At 57.8% G+C, this 24,308-nt stretch carries 22 protein-coding genes; 8 read left to right on the top strand and 14 right to left on the bottom strand.

Annotated features, from left to right (window positions below):
- Positions 1–552 precede the first annotated feature (552 nt).
- On the bottom strand, positions 553–1,899 hold the full coding sequence (locus FQ182_RS21785; protein ID WP_149414170.1) for a class II 3-deoxy-7-phosphoheptulonate synthase: 1,347 nt from the start codon (positions 1,897–1,899) through the stop codon (positions 553–555).
- 161 nt (positions 1,900–2,060) lie between these two features.
- Here FQ182_RS21785 and FQ182_RS21790 point away from each other — a divergent pair, with 161 nt between their 5' ends.
- Positions 2,061–2,816, top strand: coding sequence for a spermidine synthase (locus FQ182_RS21790; protein WP_149414169.1), 756 nt, complete (start codon positions 2,061–2,063; stop codon positions 2,814–2,816).
- Positions 2,817–2,838: 22 nt separating this feature from the next.
- On the opposite strand, the gene FQ182_RS21795 is transcribed toward FQ182_RS21790, so the two are convergent.
- Complete coding sequence (locus FQ182_RS21795; RefSeq protein ID WP_149414168.1) at positions 2,839–3,630, bottom strand: crotonase/enoyl-CoA hydratase family protein; 792 nt, start codon at positions 3,628–3,630, stop codon at positions 2,839–2,841.
- Positions 3,631–4,052: 422 nt separating this feature from the next.
- Here FQ182_RS21795 and FQ182_RS21800 point away from each other — a divergent pair, with 422 nt between their 5' ends.
- Positions 4,053–5,726 carry a DEAD/DEAH box helicase gene (locus tag FQ182_RS21800; protein ID WP_149414167.1) on the top strand — a complete coding sequence of 558 codons (1,674 nt, stop codon included), beginning with the start codon at positions 4,053–4,055 and terminating at the stop codon, positions 5,724–5,726.
- Positions 5,727–5,801: 75 nt separating this feature from the next.
- Here the strand turns inward: FQ182_RS21800 and FQ182_RS21805 are convergent, their stop codons facing one another.
- Positions 5,802–6,569, bottom strand: a complete 768-nt coding sequence (locus FQ182_RS21805) for a class III extradiol ring-cleavage dioxygenase (RefSeq protein ID WP_149414166.1) — start codon at positions 6,567–6,569, stop codon at positions 5,802–5,804.
- A 102-nt stretch (positions 6,570–6,671) separates the two neighbouring features.
- Here FQ182_RS21805 and FQ182_RS21810 point away from each other — a divergent pair, with 102 nt between their 5' ends.
- The gene (locus FQ182_RS21810) at positions 6,672–7,328 is read left to right on the top strand and encodes a thiopurine S-methyltransferase (RefSeq protein WP_149414165.1); all 657 of its coding nucleotides are present in this window, start codon (positions 6,672–6,674) and stop codon (positions 7,326–7,328) included.
- A gap of 60 nt (positions 7,329–7,388) precedes the next feature.
- On the opposite strand, the gene htpX is transcribed toward FQ182_RS21810, so the two are convergent.
- Both htpX and FQ182_RS21820 read right to left on the bottom strand, forming a co-directional pair.
- Entirely contained in the window at positions 7,389–8,276 is an 888-nt protein-coding gene (gene htpX, locus FQ182_RS21815; RefSeq protein WP_149414164.1) for a protease HtpX, read from the bottom strand.
- 302 nt (positions 8,277–8,578) lie between these two features.
- Entirely contained in the window at positions 8,579–9,790 is a 1,212-nt protein-coding gene (locus FQ182_RS21820) for a pyridoxal phosphate-dependent aminotransferase (protein WP_149414163.1), read from the bottom strand.
- A gap of 201 nt (positions 9,791–9,991) precedes the next feature.
- On the opposite strand from FQ182_RS21820, the gene msrB reads away from it, so the two are divergent.
- The 3 genes from msrB to FQ182_RS21835 all read left to right on the top strand — a co-directional run bounded on the left by msrB (position 9,992) and on the right by FQ182_RS21835 (position 11,460).
- Positions 9,992–10,384 (top strand): peptide-methionine (R)-S-oxide reductase MsrB, encoded by a 393-nt coding sequence (gene msrB, locus FQ182_RS21825; protein ID WP_149414162.1) that lies wholly within the window; start codon positions 9,992–9,994, stop codon positions 10,382–10,384.
- Positions 10,385–10,516: 132 nt separating this feature from the next.
- The gene (locus FQ182_RS21830) at positions 10,517–11,002 is read left to right on the top strand and encodes a glutathione peroxidase (RefSeq protein WP_149414161.1); all 486 of its coding nucleotides are present in this window, start codon (positions 10,517–10,519) and stop codon (positions 11,000–11,002) included.
- Positions 10,999–11,460 carry a MarR family winged helix-turn-helix transcriptional regulator gene (locus FQ182_RS21835; RefSeq protein WP_149414160.1) on the top strand — a complete coding sequence of 154 codons (462 nt, stop codon included), beginning with the start codon at positions 10,999–11,001 and terminating at the stop codon, positions 11,458–11,460. The genes FQ182_RS21830 and FQ182_RS21835 overlap by 4 nt, the downstream gene beginning before the upstream one ends.
- Here the strand turns inward: FQ182_RS21835 and FQ182_RS21840 are convergent.
- Entirely contained in the window at positions 11,444–13,768 is a 2,325-nt protein-coding gene (locus FQ182_RS21840; RefSeq protein WP_149414174.1) for a response regulator, read from the bottom strand. The genes FQ182_RS21835 and FQ182_RS21840 overlap by 17 nt on opposite strands.
- 168 nt (positions 13,769–13,936) lie before the next feature.
- On the opposite strand from FQ182_RS21840, the gene FQ182_RS21845 reads away from it, so the two are divergent.
- Both FQ182_RS21845 and FQ182_RS21850 read left to right on the top strand, forming a co-directional pair.
- Positions 13,937–14,827 carry an ATP-binding protein gene (locus FQ182_RS21845; RefSeq protein ID WP_149414159.1) on the top strand — a complete coding sequence of 297 codons (891 nt, stop codon included), beginning with the start codon at positions 13,937–13,939 and terminating at the stop codon, positions 14,825–14,827.
- Positions 14,824–15,306 carry a GAF domain-containing protein gene (locus FQ182_RS21850; protein ID WP_149414158.1) on the top strand — a complete coding sequence of 161 codons (483 nt, stop codon included), beginning with the start codon at positions 14,824–14,826 and terminating at the stop codon, positions 15,304–15,306. Before FQ182_RS21845 ends, FQ182_RS21850 begins: the two co-directional genes overlap by 4 nt.
- 48 nt (positions 15,307–15,354) lie before the next feature.
- Here the strand turns inward: FQ182_RS21850 and FQ182_RS21855 are convergent, their stop codons facing one another.
- The 8 genes from FQ182_RS21855 to FQ182_RS21890 all read right to left on the bottom strand — a co-directional run bounded on the left by FQ182_RS21855 (position 15,355) and on the right by FQ182_RS21890 (position 24,288).
- A complete protein-coding gene (locus FQ182_RS21855) occupies positions 15,355–18,981 on the bottom strand; it encodes a transporter substrate-binding domain-containing protein (RefSeq protein WP_149414157.1) in 3,627 nt (1,208 codons plus the stop codon).
- Between the two features lie 8 nt (positions 18,982–18,989).
- Positions 18,990–19,616 (bottom strand): response regulator transcription factor, encoded by a 627-nt coding sequence (locus tag FQ182_RS21860; RefSeq protein WP_149414156.1) that lies wholly within the window; start codon positions 19,614–19,616, stop codon positions 18,990–18,992.
- 241 nt (positions 19,617–19,857) lie between these two features.
- Positions 19,858–20,319 (bottom strand): response regulator, encoded by a 462-nt coding sequence (locus tag FQ182_RS21865; protein WP_149414155.1) that lies wholly within the window; start codon positions 20,317–20,319, stop codon positions 19,858–19,860.
- A gap of 249 nt (positions 20,320–20,568) precedes the next feature.
- A complete protein-coding gene (locus tag FQ182_RS21870; protein WP_133098836.1) occupies positions 20,569–21,900 on the bottom strand; it encodes a deoxyguanosinetriphosphate triphosphohydrolase in 1,332 nt (443 codons plus the stop codon).
- A 72-nt stretch (positions 21,901–21,972) separates the two neighbouring features.
- Positions 21,973–23,136, bottom strand: coding sequence for an EAL domain-containing protein (locus FQ182_RS21875; protein ID WP_149414154.1), 1,164 nt, complete (start codon positions 23,134–23,136; stop codon positions 21,973–21,975).
- 110 nt (positions 23,137–23,246) lie between these two features.
- The gene (locus FQ182_RS21880; RefSeq protein WP_149414153.1) at positions 23,247–23,588 is read right to left on the bottom strand and encodes a hypothetical protein; all 342 of its coding nucleotides are present in this window, start codon (positions 23,586–23,588) and stop codon (positions 23,247–23,249) included.
- Positions 23,585–23,971, bottom strand: coding sequence for a phage holin family protein (locus FQ182_RS21885; protein WP_149414152.1), 387 nt, complete (start codon positions 23,969–23,971; stop codon positions 23,585–23,587). Before FQ182_RS21885 ends, FQ182_RS21880 begins: the two co-directional genes overlap by 4 nt.
- Before the next feature lie 2 nt (positions 23,972–23,973).
- Positions 23,974–24,288, bottom strand: a complete 315-nt coding sequence (locus FQ182_RS21890; RefSeq protein ID WP_133098832.1) for a YqjD family protein — start codon at positions 24,286–24,288, stop codon at positions 23,974–23,976.
- Between the last annotated feature and the right edge of the window lie 20 nt (positions 24,289–24,308).

The raw sequence follows: 24,308 nt of genomic DNA on the forward strand, positions 1-24,308 counted from the left end.
GCGGTGATGCGTAAATACCTGACTGGGTTGTGGGCGTGCATGCGTTCCGGAGAAGAATTTAATACGGCCAAGCTTTTTAGCGAAAAACATCTCGCGAAAGCTTGACCGTGAACAGAGTATCTACAGGAGGCATGGGGTCCGCTCTTGCTTTTCACCACTCAGGTCGGCTACCAGGCCGCCGTGCTTTTGCTTTTGATCTTGATCTAAGGCGCCCCGTTAACCACGATGGCTGAACGCAGGTATTGATCCGTGGGTAAACCGGCAGGACGCCGGTTTAGCCGCGCTGGGCCAAGGATGGCCCATCGCGGCGGCCCACGGAGCAATACCGGAGAGAGGGCATGCCGAGCCCTAGCGAGGCACCAAGTGGTGGGGCAAGAGCGCTTTGGTTACTTTCGCGCTTTTCGAAAGTGACACGCCGTAAGGGCGTAACCCCAAGCCGCCCTGACGAAAATAACGGATATGTACCCAATAGCCCCGTAGAACCGAACCTACCCCCCAGCCATCAGCAACTTCAAGAGATGTGTAGGTGCCTAATCAGGCAACAAAAAAACCTTACCTTTTCACCTGCTTCAACGTCTCGGCAATCAAAAACGCCAACTCCAGCGACTGATCGGCATTCATCCGTGGGTCGCAATGGGTGTGGTAGCGGTCCGACAAACCATCTTCCGTAATCGGCCGCGCCCCGCCGATGCACTCGGTGACGTTCTGCCCGGTCATCTCGATATGAATCCCGCCGGCGTAAGTCCCTTCGGCTTCATGGACCTGGAAGAACTCCTTCACCTCACTGAGGATCTGCGCAAAATCCCGGGTCTTGTAGCCGCTGCTGGCCTTGATGGTGTTGCCGTGCATTGGATCGCTACTCCACAGCACTTGCTTGCCTTCGCGCTGCACCGCGCGGATCAAGTTGGGCAGGTGATCGCCTACCTTGTTGGCACCCATGCGCGCAATCAGGTTCAGGCGGCCGGGGTCGTTGTCCGGGTTGAGGATGTCGATCAGGCGAATCAGGTCGTCCGGGTTCATGCTCGGGCCGACCTTGACCCCGATCGGGTTGTTCACCCCGCGCAGGAATTCGACATGGGCGCCGTCGAGTTGGCGGGTGCGATCGCCGATCCATAGCATATGGGCCGAGCAGTCGTAGTAATCGTTGGTCAGGCTGTCGCGACGGACAAATGCTTGCTCGTAGTTGAGCAGCAACGCTTCGTGGGCGGTGAAAAAACTGGTCTCGCGCAATTGCGGTGAGCTGTCCATGCCGCAGGCACGCATGAAGGCCAGTGTTTCATCGATGCGGTTGGCCAACTGGCTGTACTTCTCGGCCAGGGCTGAATTGGCGATGAAGTCCAGGTTCCACTTATGCACCTGGTGCAGGTCGGCAAAACCGCCCTGGGCAAAGGCCCGCAGCAGGTTCAGGGTGGCGGTGGATTGATGGTAGGACTGCAACAGGCGGTCCGGGTCCGGCACGCGGCTTTTTTTATCGAAGCCAATACCGTTGACGATATCGCCACGGTAGGCCGGCAGCGTGACGCCGTCGATGGTTTCATCGTTGGCCGAGCGCGGCTTGGCAAACTGACCGGCCATGCGCCCGACTTTCACCACTGGGCAGCCGGCGGCGAAGGTCATGACAATGGCCATCTGCAGCAGCACTTTAAACGTGTCGCGGATTTTCGCCGCCGAGAACTCGGCAAAACTCTCGGCGCAATCGCCGCCCTGCAGCAGGAAAGCGCGACCCTGGGTAACCTCGGCAAACTGACGGCGCAACTCACGGGCTTCACCAGCGAACACCAGCGGCGGATAGCTGGCAAGGCTTTGCTCGACCTGCAGCAAGTGCGCAGCGTCAGGGTAGTGGGGTTGTTGCTGGATCGGCAGGGCGCGCCAGCTATCGGGGCTCCAGGGTTGGCTCATCATGAACTCGAGTGATTTACGGTCGGGTTGCCATGTTATCAGCAATTAGTGCGTGACCTGTTGGCGCCGGTTCGCGGACAATCGCGCCTTTCCCGCTTGGGCTCAGGCGGCTGGATTGATCTGGTGCCCAGGTTATTGCCTGGTAGCCGTTAGGAGATGAGATGACTGAGGAGCGCGTCGAGCGCCTGCTGGCCGAAGTCCATGATGACTTCGGCATGATCCGTGTATTGGAAGTGGCCGATTACCGCTTTCTTGAATTTGGTGACGCCATTGAGCAGAGTTGCGTGTTCACTGCTGACCCCAGCTGGCTGGAGTACGACTACACCCGCGCCATGCTTGTCGGTGCGCTGTGTCATGAACAGCCGGAAAGTGCGTTGTTCCTCGGGCTTGGTGCCGGAACCCTGACTCAGGCGTGCCTCAAGTTCCTGCCGCTGGACGATGTCGAAGCCATTGAGCTGCGTCCAGATGTACCGCGCCTGGCCATCGAATTTTTAGGCCTGGATGATGATCCGCGGTTATATATCCGTGTGGGCGACGCTCTGCAATTGCTGGAAACCGCGGAGCCGGCGGACTTGATTTTCGTCGACCTGTATACCGACCTTGGTCCGGGTGTCGGGCATCTGGCCTGGACCTTCCTGGAAAACTGCCAGAAGCACCTCAATCCTGGTGGCTGGCTGATCATCAACCAGTGGGCCACCGATGACGGCAAGCCGTTGGGCGCCGCTTTGCTGCGCGGGCTTTATCACCGGCACTACTGGGAGCTGCCGGTGAAGGAGGGCAATGTGATCCTGATCGTGCCGGCGGACCTGGATCAGGAGCTGGACCGAGATGCACTGGCTGCCCGCGCCGAAGCGCTGGCGCCGCGACTGGGGTATTCGTTGCAATCGTTGATCAAGGCGATTCGGCCAGCGACCTGAGGTTGGGCACTTGTGTCAGTCATCAACAGCCTTTGAACACCCCCGGTCGTTTTTCGATCATCGCTCGAACACCTTCCTTGGCGTCTTCACTGTTAAGCAGTTTTTCCACCAGCACCGGCAACCCGGCAGCAGCGGCCGTTTCACCCTCGATGCGGGTTTGGCGCGCCGACATCAAGGTGGCCTGCACCCCCAGCGGCGCTTGCCGTGCGATGCGATTGGCCAGCGCCAGCGCCCTGGGTAACAGGTCTTCGCTGGCCATGACTTCCTGCACCAGGCCTAGGCGCAGCGCTTCATGGGCATCGAATTCATCGCCGGTAAGCAACCAGCGCATGGCATTGCCCCAGCCGGCGATTTGATGGAAGCGCAGCGTCGCGCCACCAAAAGGAAAGATCCCACGTTGCACTTCCATCTGCGCAAAGCGGGTATTGCTGGCGCACAGGTTGATATCCGCTGCCAGCATCAATTCGATGCCAATGGTCAGGCAATAACCCTGGGCGGCGACAATCACCGGTTTGCTGACCCGTGGCCCGGCGAACACACCCCACGGGTCGCAACCACCCAGCGGCGGTTGCCAGCCCTGGGCCATGGCATGGGCGACATTGGCCAGGTCCAGGCCGGCAGTGAAGTGGTCGCCGTGGCCGAAGACGATGGCTACTCGCGCCTCGTCGTTACGATCAAATTCACCATAGGCCAGGCTCAGCTCGTTCAGCAGGTCGAGGTCGAAGGCATTGCGCTTGGCCACGCGATCCAGGCCCAGAAGCAGGACGTGACCCTGCTGTTCACGGCTGACGCGGCTGCTGCTGGCTTGATTCATGGGTGAGTCCTCGGGCGCGAAGGGTAGTTTCGGACCGAAGGGCCCGCTGCGAAAAGTGAACCGTTTAAGCGTCATGACCAGCAGGGCCGGGTCTTTGAAAAATAGACGCTACTGCAAGGATGTGCAAAGCCTGTGACACAGAGCAGTTCAACGGGTTTTTTCGATAAAAAAAGCTCCCTTTTTCAGGTATTTCCGGTATAGTGCGCGCCGGCCTTTAACCGGGCCGCGTTTAGGTAGCGCAATTCCCCGAAGTCAGCTTCGGCTGCTCGTCCGTACAGCGGACTCTTCCTTGACGAATCTTTTTCATTCATTCGTTTTCGCAAATCCCCGCCGACAAAGCAGCCAGGGCGACTCTTGAGTCTCAACACGGCATGCGCAGCTTTGGAGCATGGGTCTTTGCGGATGCACTTAGAGGCAGACCCATGACCCAGGAAACCGGCGGCTTCGCCGCTTTTAATCTTAACCCGAACATTCTTGCTGCCGTCATTGCGACCGGCTACGAAGAACCTTCGGCGATTCAGTATCAATCGATCCCGATCATCATGGCCGGCCAAGACATGATTGGCCAGGCGCAAACCGGTACGGGTAAAACCGCCGCGTTCGCTCTGCCAATCCTGCACTGCATCGATCCTGCCAAGCGCGAGCCGCAAGCCCTGATCCTGGCGCCAACCCGTGAGTTGGCGCTGCAAGTAGCAACTGCTTTCGAAACCTACGCCAAGCAAATGCCAGGCGTAACCGTTGTGGCCGTTTACGGCGGCGCGCCTATGGGCCCACAACTGAAAGCAATCCGTAACGGCGCACAGATCGTTGTCGCCACTCCGGGCCGTCTGTGCGACCACCTGCGTCGCGACGAAAAAGTCCTGTCGACCGTGAACCATCTGGTTCTCGACGAAGCTGACGAAATGCTCAAGCTGGGCTTCATGGACGACCTGGAAGTCATCTTCAAGGCTCTGCCAGCGACCCGTCAGACCGTATTGTTCTCGGCGACTCTGCCGCAGTCGATCCGTGCCATTGCCGAACGCCATCTGCGCGATCCGCAGCACGTGAAGATCCAGACCAAGACTCAGACCGTTACCGCGATCGAACAGGCTCACCTGTTGGTTCACGCTGACCAGAAGACCTCGGCTGTATTGAGCCTGCTGGAAGTCGAAGACTTCGATGCCCTGATCATGTTCGTGCGCACCAAGCAAGCGACCCTGGACCTGGCCAGTGCCCTGGAAGCCAAAGGCTACAAAGCCGCTGCGCTGAACGGTGACATTGCCCAGAACCAACGTGAACGCGTGATCGAATCCCTCAAGGATGGCCGTCTGGACATCGTTGTGGCGACCGACGTTGCCGCTCGTGGCCTGGACGTTCCGCGCATCACTCACGTGTTCAACGTTGACATGCCGTACGATCCGGAATCCTACGTTCACCGTATCGGCCGTACTGGCCGTGCCGGTCGCGAAGGTCGTGCACTGCTGTTGGTGACTCCGCGTGAGCGCCGCATGCTGCAAGTGATCGAGCGTGTTACCGGTCAGAAAGTTGCCGAAGTCCGCCTGCCGGATGCCCAGGCCGTTCTCGATGCTCGCATCAAGAAACTGACCAACAGCCTGTCGCCGCTGGTGGCTGACGCTGAATCGACCCACGGTGATCTGCTGGACCGCCTGACTGCCGATATCGGTTGCACCCCACGTGCCCTGGCTGCAGCCCTGCTGCGCAAGGCTACCAACGGTCAAGCACTGACCCTGGCTGCCATCGAGAAAGATCGTCCACTGGTACCGAACAACGCTCCGCGCGGTGATCGTCCAGAGCGTACCGGTGATCGTCCGGACCGTGGTGATCGTGAGCGTCGTGCTCCGGTTCCATTGGCTGAAGGCCGTGCTCGCTGCCGTACCGCGCTGGGTGCGCGTGATGGTATCGCTGCCAAGAACCTGCTGGGCGCTATCCTCAATGAGGGTGGCCTGGCACGTGAAGCTATCGGTCGCATCCAGGTGCGTGACAGCTTCTCCCTGGTGGAGCTGCCGGAAGATGGTCTGGAAAAACTGCTGACCAAGCTGAAGGACACTCGTGTTGCCGGTAAGCAGCTCAAGCTGCGTCGCTATCGCGAAGATTGATCCGCTCTTGAGCTGATTGATCGAACATAAAAAATCCCCGACTGGTTCGGGGATTTTTTATGCCTGAAGTTTGAGCTAGCCAAATCGATAGATATCCATTCCCAGCGCCCCCATGGTGAAGCCTTGGTGAGCAACGCTGAATTGCCCGCCTGCGTCCCGTGCAAAATACAACGGCAACAAATGCTCATCGCTGGGATGACTGCGTACTGCATTGGGTGCCTGGCGACGATAGTCGTGCAATGCGGCTTCATCACCGGCTGCAAGCTTCTCCACAACCCAATCGCGAAAGTCCCGAGCCCAGGGTTCAATACTTTCCGGCCCGGCGTGCCAATCCAGCTCGCCAAGGTTATGGGTAATGCTGCCGGAGCCGATCAGCAGCACGCCTTGCTCGCGCAGGCTGGCGAGCGCATGGCCAACTCGGGTTTGCAGGGCAGGACCGAGGCGAGTGGGCAGCGAGACTTGCAGCACCGGAATATCGGCATCGGGGTACATCAGCGACAGCGGCACCCAGGCGCCATGGTCGAATGGACGTTTGGTGTCGATCATCACATCCAAACCATCCTTCTGGAGCAAGTTGACAATTTGTACTGCCAACTGCGGTTGGCCGGGCGCCGGGTATTGCACGGCAAACAGTTCCGCGGGGAAGCCGCCGAAGTCGTGCCAGGTTTCTGGAGCCGGACTGCCGCTGACCAACAGGTCCTGGCTTTCCCAGTGCGCCGACACCACGACAATTGCCTTGGGGCGCGGTAACTCGGCCGCCAGCCGCGCCAAGGCCGGACCGCTGGCGCCCGGTTGCAGGGCGAGCATGGGTGAACCGTGAGAGATAAACAGGCTGGGGAGCATGAGAGCGGTCCTGAGGTTAAGATGGTGCCATCTTCAATCAGATCATTGATCTAAATCTAATATAAGTTTTAGTCCTATTTGATCGAATTTTCAGGGTGATTCATGGATCCCAAGTTTTGGCATGAGCGCTGGGCACGCAATCAGATTGGCTTTCATTTGCCCGAGGTGAATCCTTACCTGCAGCGCCACTGGCCCGCATTGGTCTTGATGAGCGGGGCGCGAGTGCTGGTGCCGTTGTGCGGTAAAAGCCTGGACCTGGCGTGGCTGGCCAGTCAGGGTCATCAAGTTATCGGCGTGGAGCTGTCGGAAACGGCCATTGAAGGCTTTTTCAGTGAGCAGGGGCTCACACCGCAAATCAGTCAGAGGGGGTTGTTCAGGGTTTATCAGGCGGGATCTATTGAGCTGTGGTGCGGTGATTTCTTCGCTTTGGATGAGGGGGACGTGGCCGAGTGCACAGCGTTTTATGACCGTGCGGCGATGATAGCCTTGCCTCCGTTGATGCGTGAGCAGTATGCCGCGCACCTGAACAGCATCCTGGCCCGAGGTTGCCAGGGCCTATTGATCACCCTCGACTATGAGCAGGCGCAGAAGGCCGGGCCGCCGTTTGCAGTGCCTGACGAAGAAGTACGGTTGCTGTTGGGGCAACACTGGCAGCTGGACGTTCTTGATGAGCAGGACATTCTGGGAGAGAGTTGGAAGTTCTTGCAAGACGGTGTCACGCGACTGGATGAGCGGGTTTACCGGTTGGCCAAGGGCTGAAGAGGCACCCACAAAAAAAGGGGCGATCCAATCGCCCCTTTCTGTGTTGCTACCAACTCGTTAGCCCCGACGACGCAAGGCGTCGATACGCTCTTCCAGTGGCGGGTGGCTCATGAACATGCGAGCCAGGCCTTGCTTGACGCCACCGTTGATGCCGAAGGCGGTCAGGGTGTTGGGCATATGCACCGGCAGACCCTGTTCGGAGCGCAGGCGTTGCAGGGCACCGATCATCGCATTGGCGCCGGCCAGGCGGGCACCCGCTTCGTCAGCGCGAAATTCCCGTTTGCGCGAAAACCACATCACGATCGAGCTGGCGAGGAAGCCCAGTACCAGTTCGGCGAAGATGGTTGCCACGTAGTAGGCAATACCCTGGCCGCCTTCATTCTTGAAAATGACCTTGTCGACGAAGTTGCCGATGATGCGCGCGAAGAACATTACGAAGGTGTTCACCACGCCTTGTACCAGCGCCAGGGTGACCATGTCACCGTTGGCCACGTGACCGATTTCGTGGGCCAGCACGGCCTTCACTTCATCGGGCGAGAAACGCTCCAGCAAGCCCTGGCTGACGGCAACAAGAGCATCGTTCTTGTTCCAGCCCGTGGCAAACGCGTTGGCTTCATAGGCCGGGAAGATCCCGACCTCGGGCATCTTGATTCCGGCTTCGCGGGACAATTGCTCGACGGTTTGCATCAGCCATTGCTCATGCCGCGTACGCGGCTGAGTGATGATCTGGGTACTGGTGCTCATCTTCGCCATCCACTTGGAGATGAACAGCGAGAAAATCGACCCGGCGAAACCAAAAACCGCACAGAAAACCAGCAGCTGATTGAGGTTCAGATCAACCCCGTTGGCCGCCATGAACCCGTTGAAGCCGAAAAGGCTCAGGGTGATGCTGGCAATCAGCACGACCGCCAGGTTAGTGGCCAAGAACAGCAGGATGCGCATCATGGTTGTAGAATTCTCCTCATGCTTAATGTGTTGCGTACTGCGGGGTATATAAGGTGCGGCACTGGGCTATTCAACCGGGCGACTATTTCAAACTGTGTCCTACAGCCTGAATGTAAAGCTTTGAAGGGGATTTCCGAGTTTGCAGGTCGGTGAAAATCCCCGCTCAGCCCCATGGTTATTGGCGAGTGCGCGACCAGAGGGGCGAGGTGGGGGCTATAAATGCCTGCGCCCGTGTCAGGCACAGATGTGTTGCCAGATAATCGCTGTACGACCTTAAGTGAGTCGTACAGTGGAAAAATTCATTACTGGCGATAGGACTTCAGGAAGTTGCCAATTCGACCTATGGCCATGTCCAGGTCATCCACGCGCGGCAAAGTCACCACGCGGAAGTGATCGGGCCACGGCCAGTTGAACGCCGTGCCCTGGACCACCAGCAGTTTTTCCGACAGCAGCAGGTCGAGGACGAACTTTTCATCGTTGTGGATCGGGCAGACTTTCGGGTCGATCCGCGGGAAGGCATACAGGGCGCCCATGGGTTTGACGCAACTGACGCCGGGAATGTCGTTGAGCAGTTCCCAGGTGCGGTTACGCTGTTCCAGCAGGCGACCGGCCGGCAGCACTAGGTCATTGATGCTCTGGTAGCCACCGAGGGCGGTCTGGATCGCGTGCTGGCTTGGCACGTTGGCGCACAGGCGCATGTTGGCCAGCATGTCGATGCCTTCGATGTAGCTTTGCGCGTTGTGCTTGGGCCCGGAGATGGCCACCCAGCCGGAACGGAAACCCGCCACCCGGTAGGATTTGGAAAGGCCGTTGAACGTCAGGCACAACAGGTCCGGCGCCAGGGATGCAGTGCAGATGTGCACGGCATCGTCGTAGAGGATCTTGTCGTAGATCTCGTCGGAGAACACCACCAGATTGTGCTGGCGAGCCAGTTCGAGCATACCCTGCAGCACTTCCTTGGAATAGACGGCGCCGGTGGGGTTGTTCGGGTTGATGATCACCAATGCCTTGGTGTTGGGGGTAATCTTGGCCTTGATGTCCGCAAGGTCCGGCCACCAGTTGGCTTGTTCATCACACAGGTAATGCACTGGATGGCCGCCGGCCAGGGTCACGGCGGCAGTCCACAGCGGATAGTCGGGTGCTGGTACCAGCACTTCGTCACCGTTGTTGAGCAAGGCCTGCGTGGCCATCACGATCAGCTCGGATACACCGTTGCCCAGGTAGATATCTTCGATGCCGACGCCGTCCACCTGCTTTTGCTGGTAGTACTGCATCACCGCCTTGCGGGCGCTGAACAACCCCTTGGAGTCACTGTAGCCCTGGGCGGTGGGCAGGTTGCGGATCACGTCCTGGAGGATTTCATCTGGCGCTTCGAAACCAAAGGACGCCGGGTTGCCAATGTTCAGCTTGAGGATGCGATGGCCTTCCTCTTCCAGGCGTTTGGCGTGCTTGAGCACTGGGCCGCGAATGTCGTAGCAGACGTTGGCGAGCTTGTTCGATTTGCTGACCTGCATGGCGATGTGATCCCGAAAATGAACGATCCAGACGGCGTGGACACTACCGTGCTGGGAATCCTGCGCTGGCGCACCCATAAATACGTTTGAATGCCGGTAAAACGGGTGCCAGACTGGCGTTTTGACGAGGCGCAATCATACGTGCCGCCTGATCCATGGAAAAGACACAGATCAGGCTTTTTCAGTTGCCGAGGTGTACCGATGGAAAAGTTGCAGAAAACCGTTGATGAGTGGAAGGCAATGCTCGACCCAGAGCAGTACAACGTTTGTCGCCTCAAGGGCACCGAACGGCCGTTTTCCGGCAAGTACAACGACTCCAAGGTCGACGGTGTGTACCACTGCATTTGCTGCAATGAACCGTTATTCGATTCGAAGGCCAAGTTTGATTCAGGCTGCGGCTGGCCCAGCTTCTACGAACCGATTGCCGAGCAGGCAATGGTCGAGATCCGTGACGTCAGCCACGGCATGGTTCGCACTGAAGTCACCTGCGCCAAGTGTGATGCTCACCTGGGTCATGTGTTCCCTGATGGTCCGCCGCCGACCGGTTTGCGCTATTGCATCAATTCGGTGTGCCTGGATCTGGTGCCGCGCTAGACAGTAAACCCTCTGCAGGCACTCGCGCCTGCAGGGGCGGCTATATGAAGGTATAAGCCTGGAAAATTAAATTGCACACAATTGAATTGCCTACTATCTTTTAGGTCTCCTTATCTCTTTCGAGGCACTGCCATGAGCGACAACCTGCTGAGCATCCCTTGCACCACCATAAAGGGTGAGCAAAAGACGTTGGCCGATTTCTCCGGCAAGGCGATCCTCGTGGTCAATACCGCCAGCAAGTGCGGTTTCACCCCGCAATACAAGGGCCTGGAGCAACTCTGGCAGCAATACAAGGACCAGGGGCTAGTGGTGCTGGGCTTCCCTTGTAACCAGTTTGGCAAGCAGGAGCCGGGCAACGAAGGTGCCATCTCCGAATTTTGCGAGTTGAATTTCGGTGTCAGCTTCCCGCTGTTCAAGAAGATCGATGTAAACGGTGGCGAGGCTCATCCGTTGTTTGTGCAACTTAAACAGCGTGCGCCGGGCTTACTGGGTTCCAAGGGCATCAAGTGGAACTTCACCAAGTTCCTGATCGACCGTGACGGCCAGGTGGTCAAGCGCTTCGCGCCCACCACTAAACCTCAGGAACTGACCCAAGAGATCGAAGCGTTGCTCAAATGACCGACCTGCCCAACGAGTCCCTGGCCCTCGACAGTCAGTTGTGTTTTAAGCTGTACGCAGCCTCCCGTGCGATGACGCGGGCCTACAAGCCGATGCTCGATCAGTTGGGCCTGACCTATCCGCAATACCTGGTGATGCTGGTGTTGTGGGAATGGCAGGATGCGGCGCCACCGCAGCCGACGGTCAAGGCTTTGGGCGAACGTCTGTTACTGGATTCCGGCACATTGACGCCGCTGCTCAAGCGCCTTGAGCAATTGGCCCTGGTCAGGCGTCAGCGCAGTGCCAGCGACGAACGTGAGGTGCACCTGAGTCTTGCCGAGGCGGGCAGGCGCCTGCGTGACAGGGTTCAACCGCTAAAGGCTCGCTTGCTGTGTGACAGTGGCGTCGACCTGAGTCAGGCAGATGCCTTGCGCCATGGCCTGGATCAGTTGCTCAGGCAGATCAAAGACTTGTCGTAGTCGGCACCCAAAGGTCGAGCAGGCCGTTGAGTTCTTCCCGTCGAAAAGGCTTGGCCAGATAGTCATTCATTCCCGCGGCTCGGCAGCGCTCTCGTTCTTCGGACAGGGCGTTGGCGGTCAGCGCGACGATTGGCAATTCCGGCCAGCGCCCGCTGCGGCGAATCTGCCGGCTTGCCTCGTAGCCATCCATGACCGGCATGTTGCAGTCCATCAACACCATGTCGAAACGTTGTTCTTCAAGCAACTTGAGGGCCTCGCCACCGTGGGCCGCGACGATCACCTCACAGCCGAGCTTGCTCAGCATGCCCTTGGCCACCAGCTGATTGACCGGATTGTCTTCCACCAGCAGGATGCGCGCCCTATGGGTGATCGGGCCGGTTTCCAGCTGGGTAAGGTCAAGGACGATATTTGTGTCGGGGCGCAGGTTGCGATGCAGGATCTGGTACAGCGCATTGCGGCTCAATGGCCGCGCCTGTTGTTGCAGAGGGGCCAGGGCGGCGACTTCTTCGCTGGGCATGAAGTTGCCATAGGCGGTGACCAGCAGGATCGGTGCGCTAATCGCCGGGCGCAGGCGGAACAGGCATTCGGCGCAATCGGTGATCAGCAGGTCAGGTTTGAGCCCACTCAAGTCATCGTCGATGGTGCGACAATGCGGTGTCAGCCCCCAACTGGGCAACAGGGTGTTCAGCAGCTCCGCCAGACCGCTACTGGCAGAGGTAATGGCAACCACCTCGCCCGTCAGGGGCGCCAGGCGCACGACAGGTATATGGGTGGGCAGAGGCAGGTCAGCGCAGAACTGGCTGCCAAAGCCGGTTTGCGAGTTGATGCTCAGGGTGCCGTGCATGGCTTTGCAAAGGTTGTGGGTCAACGCCAGCCCCAGTCCCGTGCCGCCAAACTGGCGGGTGATGCCAGCGCCGGCCTGGGTGAACGGTTGGAAAATTCTCACTTGGGCATCCTGAGCAATGCCGATACCGGTGTCGCAGACCTCGACCCTGACTCGACCGTTGCGTGCACTGAGACGCACATCGACCCGACCAAATCGGGTGAACTTCAAGGCGTTGGACAGCAGGTTACTGACGATTTGCCTGACCCGGGTCGGATCGCCGATGACCTGAGCGGGAAACTGATGGTCGATCAGGCACGTCAATTCGACGTTGGGCGCGGCGTTTTGCGAGAACAGATTGGCAGTGTCTTCCACCAGCGAACCAAGGTCGAACGGGATCGTCTCCAGCTCAAGCTGGCCGGCATCGAACTTGGACATATCGAGAATGTCGTTGAGCAATTCCACCAGGACTTTGCCTGAGTCATGGGCAATCGATAGCTGTTGGCGCTGCTCGGCATTCAGTGGGCTGTCCAGGGAAAGGGCGATCATTCCCAGCAGCCCATTAAGTGGCGTGCGAATCTCGTGACTCATGTTGGCCAGGAAGGCGGCACGGGCCTGGGCCATACCGAGGGCCGTCATCTTCGCTGCTTCCAATTCTTCGTTGGATTGGCTCAGCCGGTGGTTGATCCCCTTGAGCTCGGTAGTCCTGGCAGAAACAATGTTTTCCAGTTGCCCGAGGTACTCGGTTATACGGTCCTCGGCCTGCTGGCGTTGCTGAATTTCGGCTTCCATGTTTTCGAACTGTTGGTTGGCGACGTTGACCAACACGCCAATCTCGTCGTGCTCATGCCCTGGCGGGCAGTCCAGGCGGTTCTGGGCGGCGCCACGCGGGTTGCGGGTACTCAACTCGCGGATGATCCGCACCAGCGGCTGAGTCAGCATCACGTAGAACAATCCCAGCAGGATCCCGGTCAGGATCAGGCTGCGGATAAAACCGCTGAGCAGGGTGATCTCGGCGCGCCGAAGAAAGCGGCTGCCGAATGCGTAGGTGTCGACGTCGAGGCGCAAGACGCCAAGGGATTCGGTTGGCATGTGGGCGAGGAACAGCCGGTCTTCGAACTGGCGATTGGCGCCAAACAGGAAGTCACTGATGGGGCGGTAGCTGCTTTCCTTGCGTGGTCGATCAACGTCGGCCAGTACCGTTGCGTTGTTGTCGATCAGTTGGGCACGGGTGATGGCAGGGGAGTGCAACAGGCCCAACGTCAGCTCTTGCGCCAGCTCGGCGTCGATGTTGTAGGCGATGCGCGAGGCCGGGTTATGGCTGATTTCAATCAGCGAGCGTATTTCCCGGTTGATGGAGGCGTCTTCGCTGGCATAATCAATACCGATTTGGATCAGGCTGAGCAAGGTTCCCAAGACGAAACCGACCAGCACAGTCAGTCTGGCTTGTTTATAAGACAAGCGGTGGGCGAACTTGATATCCATCGGGTGCTGAACCACTTTACGTTTCCCTTCGCCCGGCAAGCATAGCTGAACATCAGAGGCTATCGGCCTTGCCCGGCATGAATCGATTTATTCAGGTGCAGCCCTGTGCGGTCTGCGTCAGGGCTTCCAATACGCCATCTTTTACAAGAACTAGCCAGAGGAATAGTCGTGGATTCTCGATTGAATGCCTTTCTTGAGCGGGCCGATGCGGTGCTCGCTCGTCTGGAACCTTTATTGCCGGCGCCTCGCCAGTCCATTGACTGGAATCAGTGCCTGGCCGCCCGCTGGCAGCGTGAAGGCCGCAGTGGCTTCTTGTTACCGCTGGAAGTCAGCCTGGACATGCGCTTGTCCGACTTGATCGGTGTGGACAAACAGCGCGAACAGTTGGCCCGTAACACCCAACAGTTTCTCGATGGCCTACCGGCCAACCATGCGTTGCTCTGGGGCTCGCGCGGCACCGGTAAATCCTCGATGGTGCGCGCCTTGCTGGCCCAGCATGCGAAGGCCGGCCTGCGCCTGATCGAAATCGAGCGAGATCACCTGGCCGACCTGCCACGGGTGGTCGAGCAATTGGTCAAATTGCCACAACGCTTTGTGCTGTTTTGTGATGACCTGTCGTTCGAGGCCGGCGAAAGTGATTACCGGATCCTCAAGAGTGTACTCGACGGCTCCCTGGAGCAGGCACCGGAAAACGTCTTGCTGTACGCCACTTCCAACCGCCGCCACCTGGTCCCCGAAAACCAGAGCGACAACGAAAACTGGAAGATGGTCGATGGCGAGTTGCACCCCAATGAAGCGGTGGAAGACAAGATCGCCCTGTCTGATCGTTTTGGCCTGTGGCTGTCGTTTTACCCGTTCAACCAGGAGCACTTTCTCGACGTGGTCGAGCACTGGATCGGTGAGCTGGCCAGCAAGGCCGGCTTGCCGTGGCAACGTGACGAAGCACTGGACATCCTCGCGGTACGTTGGGCAACCGGTCGCGGTAATCGCAACGGCCGTTGCGCGTATCAGTTCGCCCGCTATTGGGTTGGCCTCAAATTGCTGGAACGTCAGCCATGATTGATTTGCAGCAGGCCGGTACCGGCCTTGATGGATACGACATGCTTTACGCACAACTGGAATCGTTGTTGGCCGATGAGCGGGACTTTATCGCCAACGCTGCGCAGTTTTCGGCGTTCCTGTTCAATCAGCTCGATGACTTGAACTGGGCCGGCTTCTACCTCAACCGCAATGAAGAATTGGTGCTTGGGCCTTTCCAGGGGCAGATAGCCTGTGTACGCATTCCCTTTGGGCGTGGTGTTTGCGGCGCTGCTGCTGCCACGCGGCAAACACAACGGGTGGAAGATGTTCGCGCCTTTGCAGGGCACATTGCCTGTGACAGCGCGTCGAGTAGCGAATTGGTAGTGCCGCTGGTCAAGGACGGACGGCTAATCGGCGTTCTGGACCTGGACAGCCCGAAGCTGGCGCGTTTTACCTCTCGGGATCAGGTCGGTATTGAACAGCTGGCAGCGATTTTCCTGCGCCTTACCGATTGTTGAATGATTAGTGGCCCTGGCTGCAACCTGCAGCCAGGTTGCAGTCTGTCGTCAACGACTTATCAGTCTGTCCAGTTGCATTTGCAGGGTCCGCTCCAGTTCCAGCATGGACGCCTCGATTGCCTTGACCCAGGGATCGATACTCAGCTGATCGGTGCCGTCGCAGGCTTTTTCCAGGGCTTCGCAATGTTCGGCCAATGCATGGGCCTGGACGATCTGGGCAGCCCCCTTGATCTTGTGAGCCTGGTCGATAAGGTCCTGCCGGACTCCTTGTGCCAGCAACGCCATGAGTTCACCACGATCATTGCGGCTGCTGCTCAACAGCTCTTCCAGCAGACGCCGGCTTAACGCCGGATCACCGCCGGTAAGTGCATGCAGGCTGTCGAGATTGAAAAGTTTGCTGGAAGGCAGGGGGCTGACCTCGGCCAAGTGCCGCCCCAGGGTCGTGAGACTGATGGGCTTGAACAGGCAGTCATTCATGCCCGCCTCCTTGCAGCGTTGTTTCTCCTCCGGCTGGGCATTGGCGGTGAAGCCTAGGACAATACAGGGCGCCATGTTTTCCCGTTGCTCGTGCTCGCGAATAGAGCGGGTCAGTTCATAGCCGTTCATGATCGGCATATTGCAGTCGGCGATGATCAGGTCGAAGTGTCCCTGGCGCCATGCCTGGAATCCTGCTGCGCCATGTTGGACAGCTGTGAACTGATGGCCGAGAAAACCCAGTTGCTGGCACATGAGCAAGCGGTTTGCGGGGTGATCGTCTACCACCAGCACGTTCAGTACGGCTGCGATTTCCACTACCACCGGCTTCAACTCAATCACGGGATGTGTCGGCGCCAGGCTGGTCATGTTCAGCGAAACATACACCTGGGTGCCGACTCTGGGCACGCTGCTCAAGCTCAGATGCCCGCCCATCATTTCGCACAGGCTGCGACAGATCACCAGCCCCAGGCCGGCACCGCTTCTGGCCAAATGCCCCGAGTTGTCAGCCTGGGCAAAAGGTTCGAACAGCCGTTGCTGATCGTCCCAGGTGATCCCGATGCCCGTGTCCTCGACCGCCAGTTTCATGTTGATTTGTTGTGTCTGGCTGTCGGCCTGGATATCCACCTTGATCTTCACCTGGCCCTGCTCAGTAAATTTGATGGCATTGCTCACCAGGTTGGAAAGGATCTGTTTGAAGCGCAGTGGATCGATCAGCACATCGGTATGTTCGACGCTGCGGTTGAACTCAAGTAACAGGCTGAGGGATTTCTGGCGCGCCAAGCCATCAAAGACCCGTACCACCGACTCAATGAGCTCCCACAGATTGACCCGCTCTGGTGCCAGGCTCAGGCGGCCGGATTCGATACGGGCGATGTCCAGGATATCGCCGATCAGCTCCAGCAAGTCTTTCGCCGAGTTGTAGGCGACCTCGATGGCGGGACGGTCCAGATGGCCGTGCTCGGCACGTTTGAGGGTCAGCTCAAGCATGCCGATGACTGCATTCATGGGGGTGCGGATTTCATGACTCATGGTCGTCAGAAATGTGCTTTTTGCCCGATTGGCCTCATCTGCACGATCCTTGGCGGCCCGCAGTTCATCGAATAATTGGCGTCGTTCGCTGATGTCGATCCAGCCACCAATGATCCCCCTGACCTCGCCGGTGGAGTCGCGGTACGGCAGAATCCAGTGGTAGATCGTCAGTTTTTTCCCATGAATGTGCAACGAACGGTCGAGAATCAACGGACTGCCTTCGGCGACTACCCGTTGATAATCGGCGTGGTATTGGCTGGCTTCCAAATCGATGTCCAGGCCGATCTGGGTAACGCTTTTGCCAATCACCTCTTCGCGCCTGACGCCGAAAACCTGCAGGTAGCTGTCATTGCAGGTTTGAAGCAATCCGTTGCGATCGCGTACATAGATCGGATGAGGCGTTTCGTTAACCAGGGCCCGCATGAATTCAAGCTGGTCGTTGAGGGCACGTTCAGCCATCTGTCGGTGCTTGATCTGCCTGCGCATATAGGCATTCCAGGTCAGGGACGTCAGCAGCAGGAGGCCTGCGCCGATGATGACCTGGAGAATCAGGTGATGGTAGTTACGCCAATAGCTATCGGATGCCGCCGTGTAACCACGCCAGCGACTGTTGATGATCCCCAGTTCATCCGAGGCAATACTGAGTAATGCCTTGTCGAGAATCGAGCTTAGCTCGGTGGCGCTACGCGAGGTGGCCAGGGAAAAGGAGGCCAGTTGGGTGCCGATGCTGGAGCTGATCTGCAATTTGTCCTGGAATACCTGTGAGGAGAGGAAGTAGTTGGCGACCACCAGCGGACTGACGGCACCTTCCACGTGCCCTTGGGCCAATAATTTCGAGGCCTTGAAGGTATCGCTGGCTTGCACCAACTTGATCTGCGGGAACGCTTGACGCAAATAGCTCACCAAGGGGTTGCCTTCGGTTATCGCCAGGCGTTTGCCCGTCAGTTGTTCAAGGCTTGAGGGGGCGTCAGGCCCTTTGCGCGTTAGCAGTACATAGGAATTTTCCAGGTAGGGCCGGCTGAAGCTCAGCTTGGACTTCCGTTCGGTGCTGGGGATGATTGCTGCGATGATGTCGGCCTTGTTGCTTTCTACCTGCTGGATCATGTCGTTGAGGTTGCGGGAGTGCTGGGTCTCGAAGCGTAAACCGGTGCGCAGCCGAATCAGCTCCAGAAGATCTGCAGTGATGCCGCGCAGGGTGCCGTCTGCGTCGAGGAAGGTCATCGGTGCGAAGGTTTTATTGATGACCACCTTTACCACGGGATGCTCTTTGAGCCAGCGCTCCTCGCGCTGGCTCAGTTGCAGCTTGTGATCGGTCAGTAATATGTCGCTGCCGGCGCTCCAGCGTTTGGAGATGTTTTCCTGCTCGTTGGTTGCAATGACCCCCAGGACTGAATTGATGATGCTCAACAAGATCGGCTGATCCCGGCGTACGGCAAAGCTGAAACCGTAGGCTTCGTGCTTGCCGAAGTTGGCCATGCGAATATTTTTCAGATAGCCCTTGTTGATCATGTAGTGGGTAGAGATGGTGTCGCCGAGAAATACGTCAGTCTGGTCGAAGGCAACGGCGTTGAGAGCGTTTTGATAGGACGGATAGGCCTGGATAATTGCCTTTGGGTACAGCGCTTCGACTTCCGCCAGGGGCAGATAGTGGTAGACCAGGCTTAACCGCATGCCGATCAGGCCGTCGCTGAGCGAGCGGTTTTCTCCTTCGCGGGTGACCAGCACAGGCTGGTCCACGGCGTAGGGCGTTGACAGGACGATCTCGGGGTTACTCGCCTCAAACCCGTTGGCAGTGCCCAGCAAGTCTACTTCGCCGGCTTGCAATGCCTGGATCGCCGCTTCTCGGGTTGGGTAGCGCAGCACGCTGACGGGTAATACGAGTGCCTTGGACAGGATGCCGGCATAGTCGGCTGTGATGCCCTCATAGTCATGACCGCTGGCGGTGATATCAAAGGGTGGATAGTCGGGTGCTGAGGTACCCAGCACCAACTCGCGTTTGCTTTGTAACCATTGGCGCTGTGTTTTGTCCAGTTGAGTATCCATTTGAGCACTGCCTACACGACTCAGCAGTGAGTAACGCTCTTGAGCCGTTAGAGTGGCAGGCACGGCTGTGCTTAAGCACAAACCTGTACTCAATATGATTAGAAGGTCCTTTAAGCACCTGGGCATTCTGTTTCTCACACTAACGCGTTGCGTTTTGCTATCTCGATAAGCGCTACCAAAGAGGTGGCTTTAAGTTTTTGCATGAGTCTCTTTTTGTAGGTGCTGACTGTTTTGTTACTAAGAAACATGCCTTTGGCTATTTCCTTGTTTGTTCTGCCCTGTGCAAAAAGTTGCAAAACCATAAGTTCGCGGTCGTTGACTGATTTGAAGAGGTTTAATTCTTCGTTTTCGTCAGTTTCTGAGCAGTTACCATTTAATACTTGGCTGGGGAAATAGTTGTACCCGGATAAAACAGCTTTTATGGCACTTAGCAGTTCACTCAAGTCGCCCTCTTTGCAGACATAGCCGTCAGCGCCTGATCGCATGCAGCGTGTTGCGAAGAGTGTCGGGGATTGGGCCGTCAAAATCAGGGTTTTCATGGGGGAACTCATGGCGTTGAACCTGCAAAGCACTTCCAGGCCATCAAGTTTCGGGATGCTGATGTCAAGTATTATCAGGTCGGGAAGGCATTCGCGGACCATTTGTATTGCATCGCAACCGTTGTCCGTTTCTCCAACTACTTTGTAACCTTCATGTTCTAACAGCATTCGAATTGCAAGTCGGATAACGGGGTGGTCGTCGATAATAAAAACTGAGTTCATGATCAAATCCCATGTATGTGCAAATAAAGCGGGCACATTAGCTCAGAAGATGATGCGGGAGCGTGAGGTGAATGCAGGGCAGATGTAAAATAGGAAAAGTCCTACGTAAAAAATGTAATGGATTACCCTTTGTCAGGCTTTCCTTGACGAGATTTAAGTGTTTTGCAAGTGGCGTATGGGAATGCGAAAACTAGCTATCGAACGACTGGGTAATAGCGAAATTATCGTAATGACTGGATGTTTAATGTCCTACATGTTCAATGTCGCCGTACTTCAGGTTAACTGGGTTTTCATGATGTTGTTTATTTCTGGCCAATACCGCCCGGCTGATCAGTGCGCCAAGTTGCTCCTTGTTCAAAGGCTTGACCAGGTAGCCGAGCAAGGGGATATCACGTTGTATTGCCTGGACTTGGAGGTTTTCCAGTTCGACAGCGGGCAGTCCACTCAGCAGGATGGCATATCGTATAAACCCTGCGCGGCTGGCTATTTCTACCAACTCCAGTCCTGGCAGGTCTGGCAGGCATTGATCGCACAGCATGATGTCGAAGGGGGTTTGAGCCTGCGTCATCAATTTTATTGCCTGCTCGGCATTCTCTGCCGGTGTCAGTTGGTTGAAACCGAAAATTTTAAGCAGGCATTGGGTGGCCAGAAGTTGAAAGGGGTGATCTTCCACTAACAGGATGCGCGGTTGTTGTTTGAGCATAGGGAGTTCCATGAGAATGGCCCATGCTGGAATGACGCCAACCAGGGCTTGTACCGCTACGGCCCGTGAGTCATGTGTCGAACTGTTGTTGGGTCGCAGGAATGTAGGAGTCGATTGCTGTATTGAATAAGAAGGCGGGTGATTATTCATCGGGTGTTGGGATTAATTCGATCAGTCTGCTCTGTTCCTTTCGTAGGCAGATTCTTTTAGGGGAATCACCCTGTCAGGACAACCCGACAGGGCGATTCTTTATTGAGGGCTTGAACGCCCGGTCATTTCTCGCGCCATCTCGCTGGCGTAGCTGTCGGTCATGCCGGCAATGAAGTCGATCATGCGCAGGAACGAGCGATGCAGTGACCCATCCGGGTCGGGGGCACTGTTGCCCAGCAAATCCAGGATGCGCCGATTCTTGAAGGACGGTGTACGACCACCATGCTGTTCCAGGGCGGCGCCGCAGAAGGCATTCAAGAGGATTTCCAGGGTGGTATAAGCGCCGATTTCATGCAGCGTCTTGCGCTTGTCCTGGAAGATTTTCTTGCGTGCCATGTCCTTGGCGTTCAGTACGCAGCGCTTGGCAGGACCGTGCATGTGTTCCACCAGATCACCTTCAAGGGTGCCTGCCAGCAGTGCGTCCTGCTGCTCGACGAAGGCCCGTGCCGCTGCATTGGTCAAGTGCTCGATGGCCTTGCCTCGCAGGATGGCCAGCTTGCGTCGCCGGGAATCCAAGGGGCCTAACTGGCGATAGGTTTGCGGTAAATCATCGCCCACCAGGTCCAGCAGCAGCGATTCGACCTCGGCGTATTCCAGCAAGTCCATTTCCAGGCCATCTTCAAGGTCGATCAGGGCATAGCAAATGTCGTCGGCCGCCTCCATCAGATACACCAGTGGATGGCGCGCCCAGCGTTGTTCTTCCAGCTGTGGCAAGCCCAGTTTCTGGGCGACCTGTTCAAGGATCGGCAGCTCGCTCTGGTAACAGCTGAACTTGTGTTTCTTGTAGCCGAGGGAATCGGCGTGGCGGGCGGTCCACGGGTACTTCAGGTAGGTGCCCAAGGTGGCGTAGGTCAGGCGGGTGCCACCATCAAACTGATGGTATTCAAGTTGTGTCAGTACCCGGAAACCTTGAGCGTTGCCTTCGAAGTTGAGAAAGTCGTTGCGCTCGGCACTGCTCATGTCATCCAGCCAGCCACGGCCTGCAGCTTGCTGGAACCAGTGGCGAATCGCATCTTCACCCGAATGGCCGAACGGCGGGTTGCCAATGTCGTGGGCCAGGCAGGCCGATTGCACCACCATTCCCAAGTCGCTGGGATCACACCAGTCGGGTAGAGCGTTACGGATGGTTTCGCCCACGCGCATGCCCAGGGAGCGCCCGACGCAGCTGACTTCCAGGGAGTGGGTCAGACGGGTGTGGATATGATCGTTGCTGGAGACCGGGTGCACCTGAGTCTTGCGGCCCAGGCGGCGGAAAGCGCCGGAGAAGATGATCCGGTCATGATCTTTGTGAAACGGGCTGCGACCCAGTTCTTCCGGGCTGTGCAGGGGTTTTCCAAGGCGTTCGCGGGTAAGCAGGGTGGGCCAATCCAAGTCAGGGTCTCTCCGTGCGGTGAATGAGGCGTTCCAGCTTCCCGGTTCAGCCCCTTGGGCGCAAGAGGAAAACTATAAGCCGACCGCGTCGATATCGATTAACAGCAAGCGCTGACCGTTATCGAAGAATTGTCCTGCTGTCAGGCAGTACTGATTGGTGGTGGCGTCGCGGTAGGTGGTGGAGAGTGTCAGGCGGCGCTCGTCCCAGCCCTCGGCCAGCAAATAGTAGAAGTAAGGACGCCATGACCAGTTGTGCCCCAGATAACGGCTGTCGGCCTGCCAGGCTTCCTGGCGCCACTCGAAGTTGGGCGTCAGCTGCGTGCCATGGCGATCGCACTGGTAAAAACGCAGTAGCCAGGGGAAGGCCGGCAACTGCGGCAACTGGCTGAGGGGCGCTTGTGCCTGAGCCCAGGTTTGCAGGATCTGCATCAGTTCGCCCAGTTGCTGGCGCAGTTGCATGATCCGACCGCGCTCTGCCAGTTTCTGCTGGACATAAGCCGCGCGCAACTGGGCGAAGCGCGGTACAAAAGCGTCGGCGGCGAACCAGTCCAGTTGTGCCTGGGCAAATAGATAGCCCTGGACATAGCGCGATCCACACTCCAGGGCAAAGCTCAGTTGCGCCTCGGTTTCCACACCTTCGGCGATGATCCAGCAGCCGGTTTTTTCCGCCATCTGCGCCAGTGCCCGTACTACGTCGCTGCTGGGGCCACCAAGGGCAGCGGCTTGGAATAGACGCATATCCAGCTTGAGAATGTCCGGCTGCAAGGCCAGCACCCGATCCAGTTGCGAGTAGCCGGCGCCAAAGTCGTCGATGGCAATACGCGCACCGGCCTGACGATAGCGCGCCACCACTTCAGCCAGGCGCAGGCTGTCTCCCCCCAGTTCGGTGATCTCGAACACGATGCGCCGTGGGTCGACGCTGTGGGCCTGCAGTTGTTTAAGGCTCGGCAAAGGCTGGCCGGGGCGCAGGCGAGTGATCCAGCGCGGTGAGATATTCAGGCTCAGGAACCAGTCTTCGGGCGCTTCGTGCAGGCGGCTTAAGGCGTTGTCGCGGATCTGCCGATCCAGGCGGAGCAAGGCCACAGTGGGCGCGCGCGGATCGGCAAACAACGAGCCTACCGAGCGCAGCTCTCCATCAACCTGGCGCAGGCGTCCCAGCGCTTCCACTCCCGCAATGCGCCCGGTGGCGGTATCGATGAATGGCTGAAAGTAGGCGAGCGGTTGCCCGTCGATCACAGAGCCTCCTTAAGTTACGTCTGATGGGAAAAGAGTCGACATGAAAAAGGCCCGGTCCCTATGCAAGGGTACCGGGCCTGATCCGTGTGCAAGAATGTAGCCAGCGTCTGTCAGTTCTTGCGCGAGGCGCCCTGCATCGCCAGTTTGATCAAGGGAATGAGCCCGGCGCCGAGCCGCACAAGGCGGGTCATGGTGCCGATACCTCCACCCTTGGCGCCTTTGCCGGTGAGAAAGCCCAGCAGCGTTACCACGGCTACGCCCCACAGCGGCGCATGCTTGATGCCGAAGCCGTCCTGCCAGCTTTGTCCCATGTTGCGCACCTTTTGCAGCGGCAGCAGCAGGTTCTGGGACTCATGGCGAATTTCCTGGCGGTGCATCTCCATGCGCAGGCGGATCAACGCCTTGCGCATTTCCCGCCGGGAGTTGGTTTGCGGCAGTTCAGTCAGGCTCATGGCAACAGGCGCTCACGGTCATTGGCCAGCTCTTCGAGGGTGGCGTGGAAAGGAGTGGACTCATCGAAGATGGCCGCCTTCAAGCGCAACCCGCAGAACGCCGCAGCCAGCACATAGAAGACGCATAGGCTGATTATCCCCGTCAGGCGATAGGTATCCCACACCAGGATCATCACCAGCGCCGACAAGCCCACCAGCAACAGCAGGGCAAACACCAATGCCAGCCCGGCGAACAGCAACAGGCTGACGGTGCGTGCCTTCTGTTCCTGCAACTCAATGCCGAACAACTCGACATGGCTGTGTAGCAAACCCAGGACTGCAGCGCCCAGGCGCCGCGATGAGGAACTTGTGCCCGAGGACGAGCCGGATTCGCCGATAGACATGATTAGCGCCTTGTAGCCAACAGGCCGATCAGAAAGCCGACGCCGGCAGCGATGCCGACGGACTGCCAAGGGTTGGCCTGGACATAGTCTTCGGTGGCCGTGACCGCTGCCTTGCTACGTTCGCGCAGGGAGTCTTCGGTCAGTTGCAGGGTTTCACGGGCCTTGAGCAGGCTGTCGTGAATTTTCGTACGCAGTTCATCCGCCTGGTCACCCGCCAGTATCGCGGTGTCGTCCAGCAGCTTTTCAGTATCGCTGACCAGGGTTTGAAAATCCGCCATCAGTATTTCTTGAGCAGTCTTTGCCGTTTTGCTGGCCATGGTTATCTCCGTGAGTGGCT

Origin of the sequence: Pseudomonas sp. ANT_H4 (assembly GCF_008369295.1) — a bacterium.
In the GTDB taxonomy this organism is placed as follows: domain Bacteria; phylum Pseudomonadota; class Gammaproteobacteria; order Pseudomonadales; family Pseudomonadaceae; genus Aquipseudomonas.

Bases quoted from the DNA above. Each gene is read 5' to 3' on its own strand.
- FQ182_RS21890 (WP_133098832.1), bottom strand. From the start codon at position 24,288: ATGGCCAGCAAAACGGCAAAGACTGCTCAAGAAATACTGATGGCGGAT.
- FQ182_RS21810 (WP_149414165.1), top strand. From the start codon at position 6,672: ATGGATCCCAAGTTTTGGCATGAGCGCTGGGCACGCAATCAGATTGGC.
- FQ182_RS21855 (WP_149414157.1), bottom strand. From the start codon at position 18,981: ATGCCCAGGTGCTTAAAGGACCTTCTAATCATATTGAGTACAGGTTTG.
- FQ182_RS21835 (WP_149414160.1), top strand. From the start codon at position 10,999: ATGACCGACCTGCCCAACGAGTCCCTGGCCCTCGACAGTCAGTTGTGT.
- FQ182_RS21885 (WP_149414152.1), bottom strand. From the start codon at position 23,971: ATGTCTATCGGCGAATCCGGCTCGTCCTCGGGCACAAGTTCCTCATCG.
- FQ182_RS21800 (WP_149414167.1), top strand. From the start codon at position 4,053: ATGACCCAGGAAACCGGCGGCTTCGCCGCTTTTAATCTTAACCCGAAC.
- FQ182_RS21830 (WP_149414161.1), top strand. From the start codon at position 10,517: ATGAGCGACAACCTGCTGAGCATCCCTTGCACCACCATAAAGGGTGAG.
- FQ182_RS21865 (WP_149414155.1), bottom strand. From the start codon at position 20,319: ATGCTCAAACAACAACCGCGCATCCTGTTAGTGGAAGATCACCCCTTT.
- msrB (WP_149414162.1), top strand. From the start codon at position 9,992: ATGGAAAAGTTGCAGAAAACCGTTGATGAGTGGAAGGCAATGCTCGAC.
- htpX (WP_149414164.1), bottom strand. From the start codon at position 8,276: ATGATGCGCATCCTGCTGTTCTTGGCCACTAACCTGGCGGTCGTGCTG.
- FQ182_RS21880 (WP_149414153.1), bottom strand. From the start codon at position 23,588: ATGAGCCTGACTGAACTGCCGCAAACCAACTCCCGGCGGGAAATGCGC.
- FQ182_RS21790 (WP_149414169.1), top strand. From the start codon at position 2,061: ATGACTGAGGAGCGCGTCGAGCGCCTGCTGGCCGAAGTCCATGATGAC.
- FQ182_RS21785 (WP_149414170.1), bottom strand. From the start codon at position 1,899: ATGAGCCAACCCTGGAGCCCCGATAGCTGGCGCGCCCTGCCGATCCAG.
- FQ182_RS21850 (WP_149414158.1), top strand. From the start codon at position 14,824: ATGATTGATTTGCAGCAGGCCGGTACCGGCCTTGATGGATACGACATG.
- FQ182_RS21860 (WP_149414156.1), bottom strand. From the start codon at position 19,616: ATGAACTCAGTTTTTATTATCGACGACCACCCCGTTATCCGACTTGCA.
- FQ182_RS21820 (WP_149414163.1), bottom strand. From the start codon at position 9,790: ATGCAGGTCAGCAAATCGAACAAGCTCGCCAACGTCTGCTACGACATT.
- FQ182_RS21805 (WP_149414166.1), bottom strand. From the start codon at position 6,569: ATGCTCCCCAGCCTGTTTATCTCTCACGGTTCACCCATGCTCGCCCTG.
- FQ182_RS21840 (WP_149414174.1), bottom strand. From the start codon at position 13,768: ATGGATATCAAGTTCGCCCACCGCTTGTCTTATAAACAAGCCAGACTG.
- FQ182_RS21795 (WP_149414168.1), bottom strand. From the start codon at position 3,630: ATGAATCAAGCCAGCAGCAGCCGCGTCAGCCGTGAACAGCAGGGTCAC.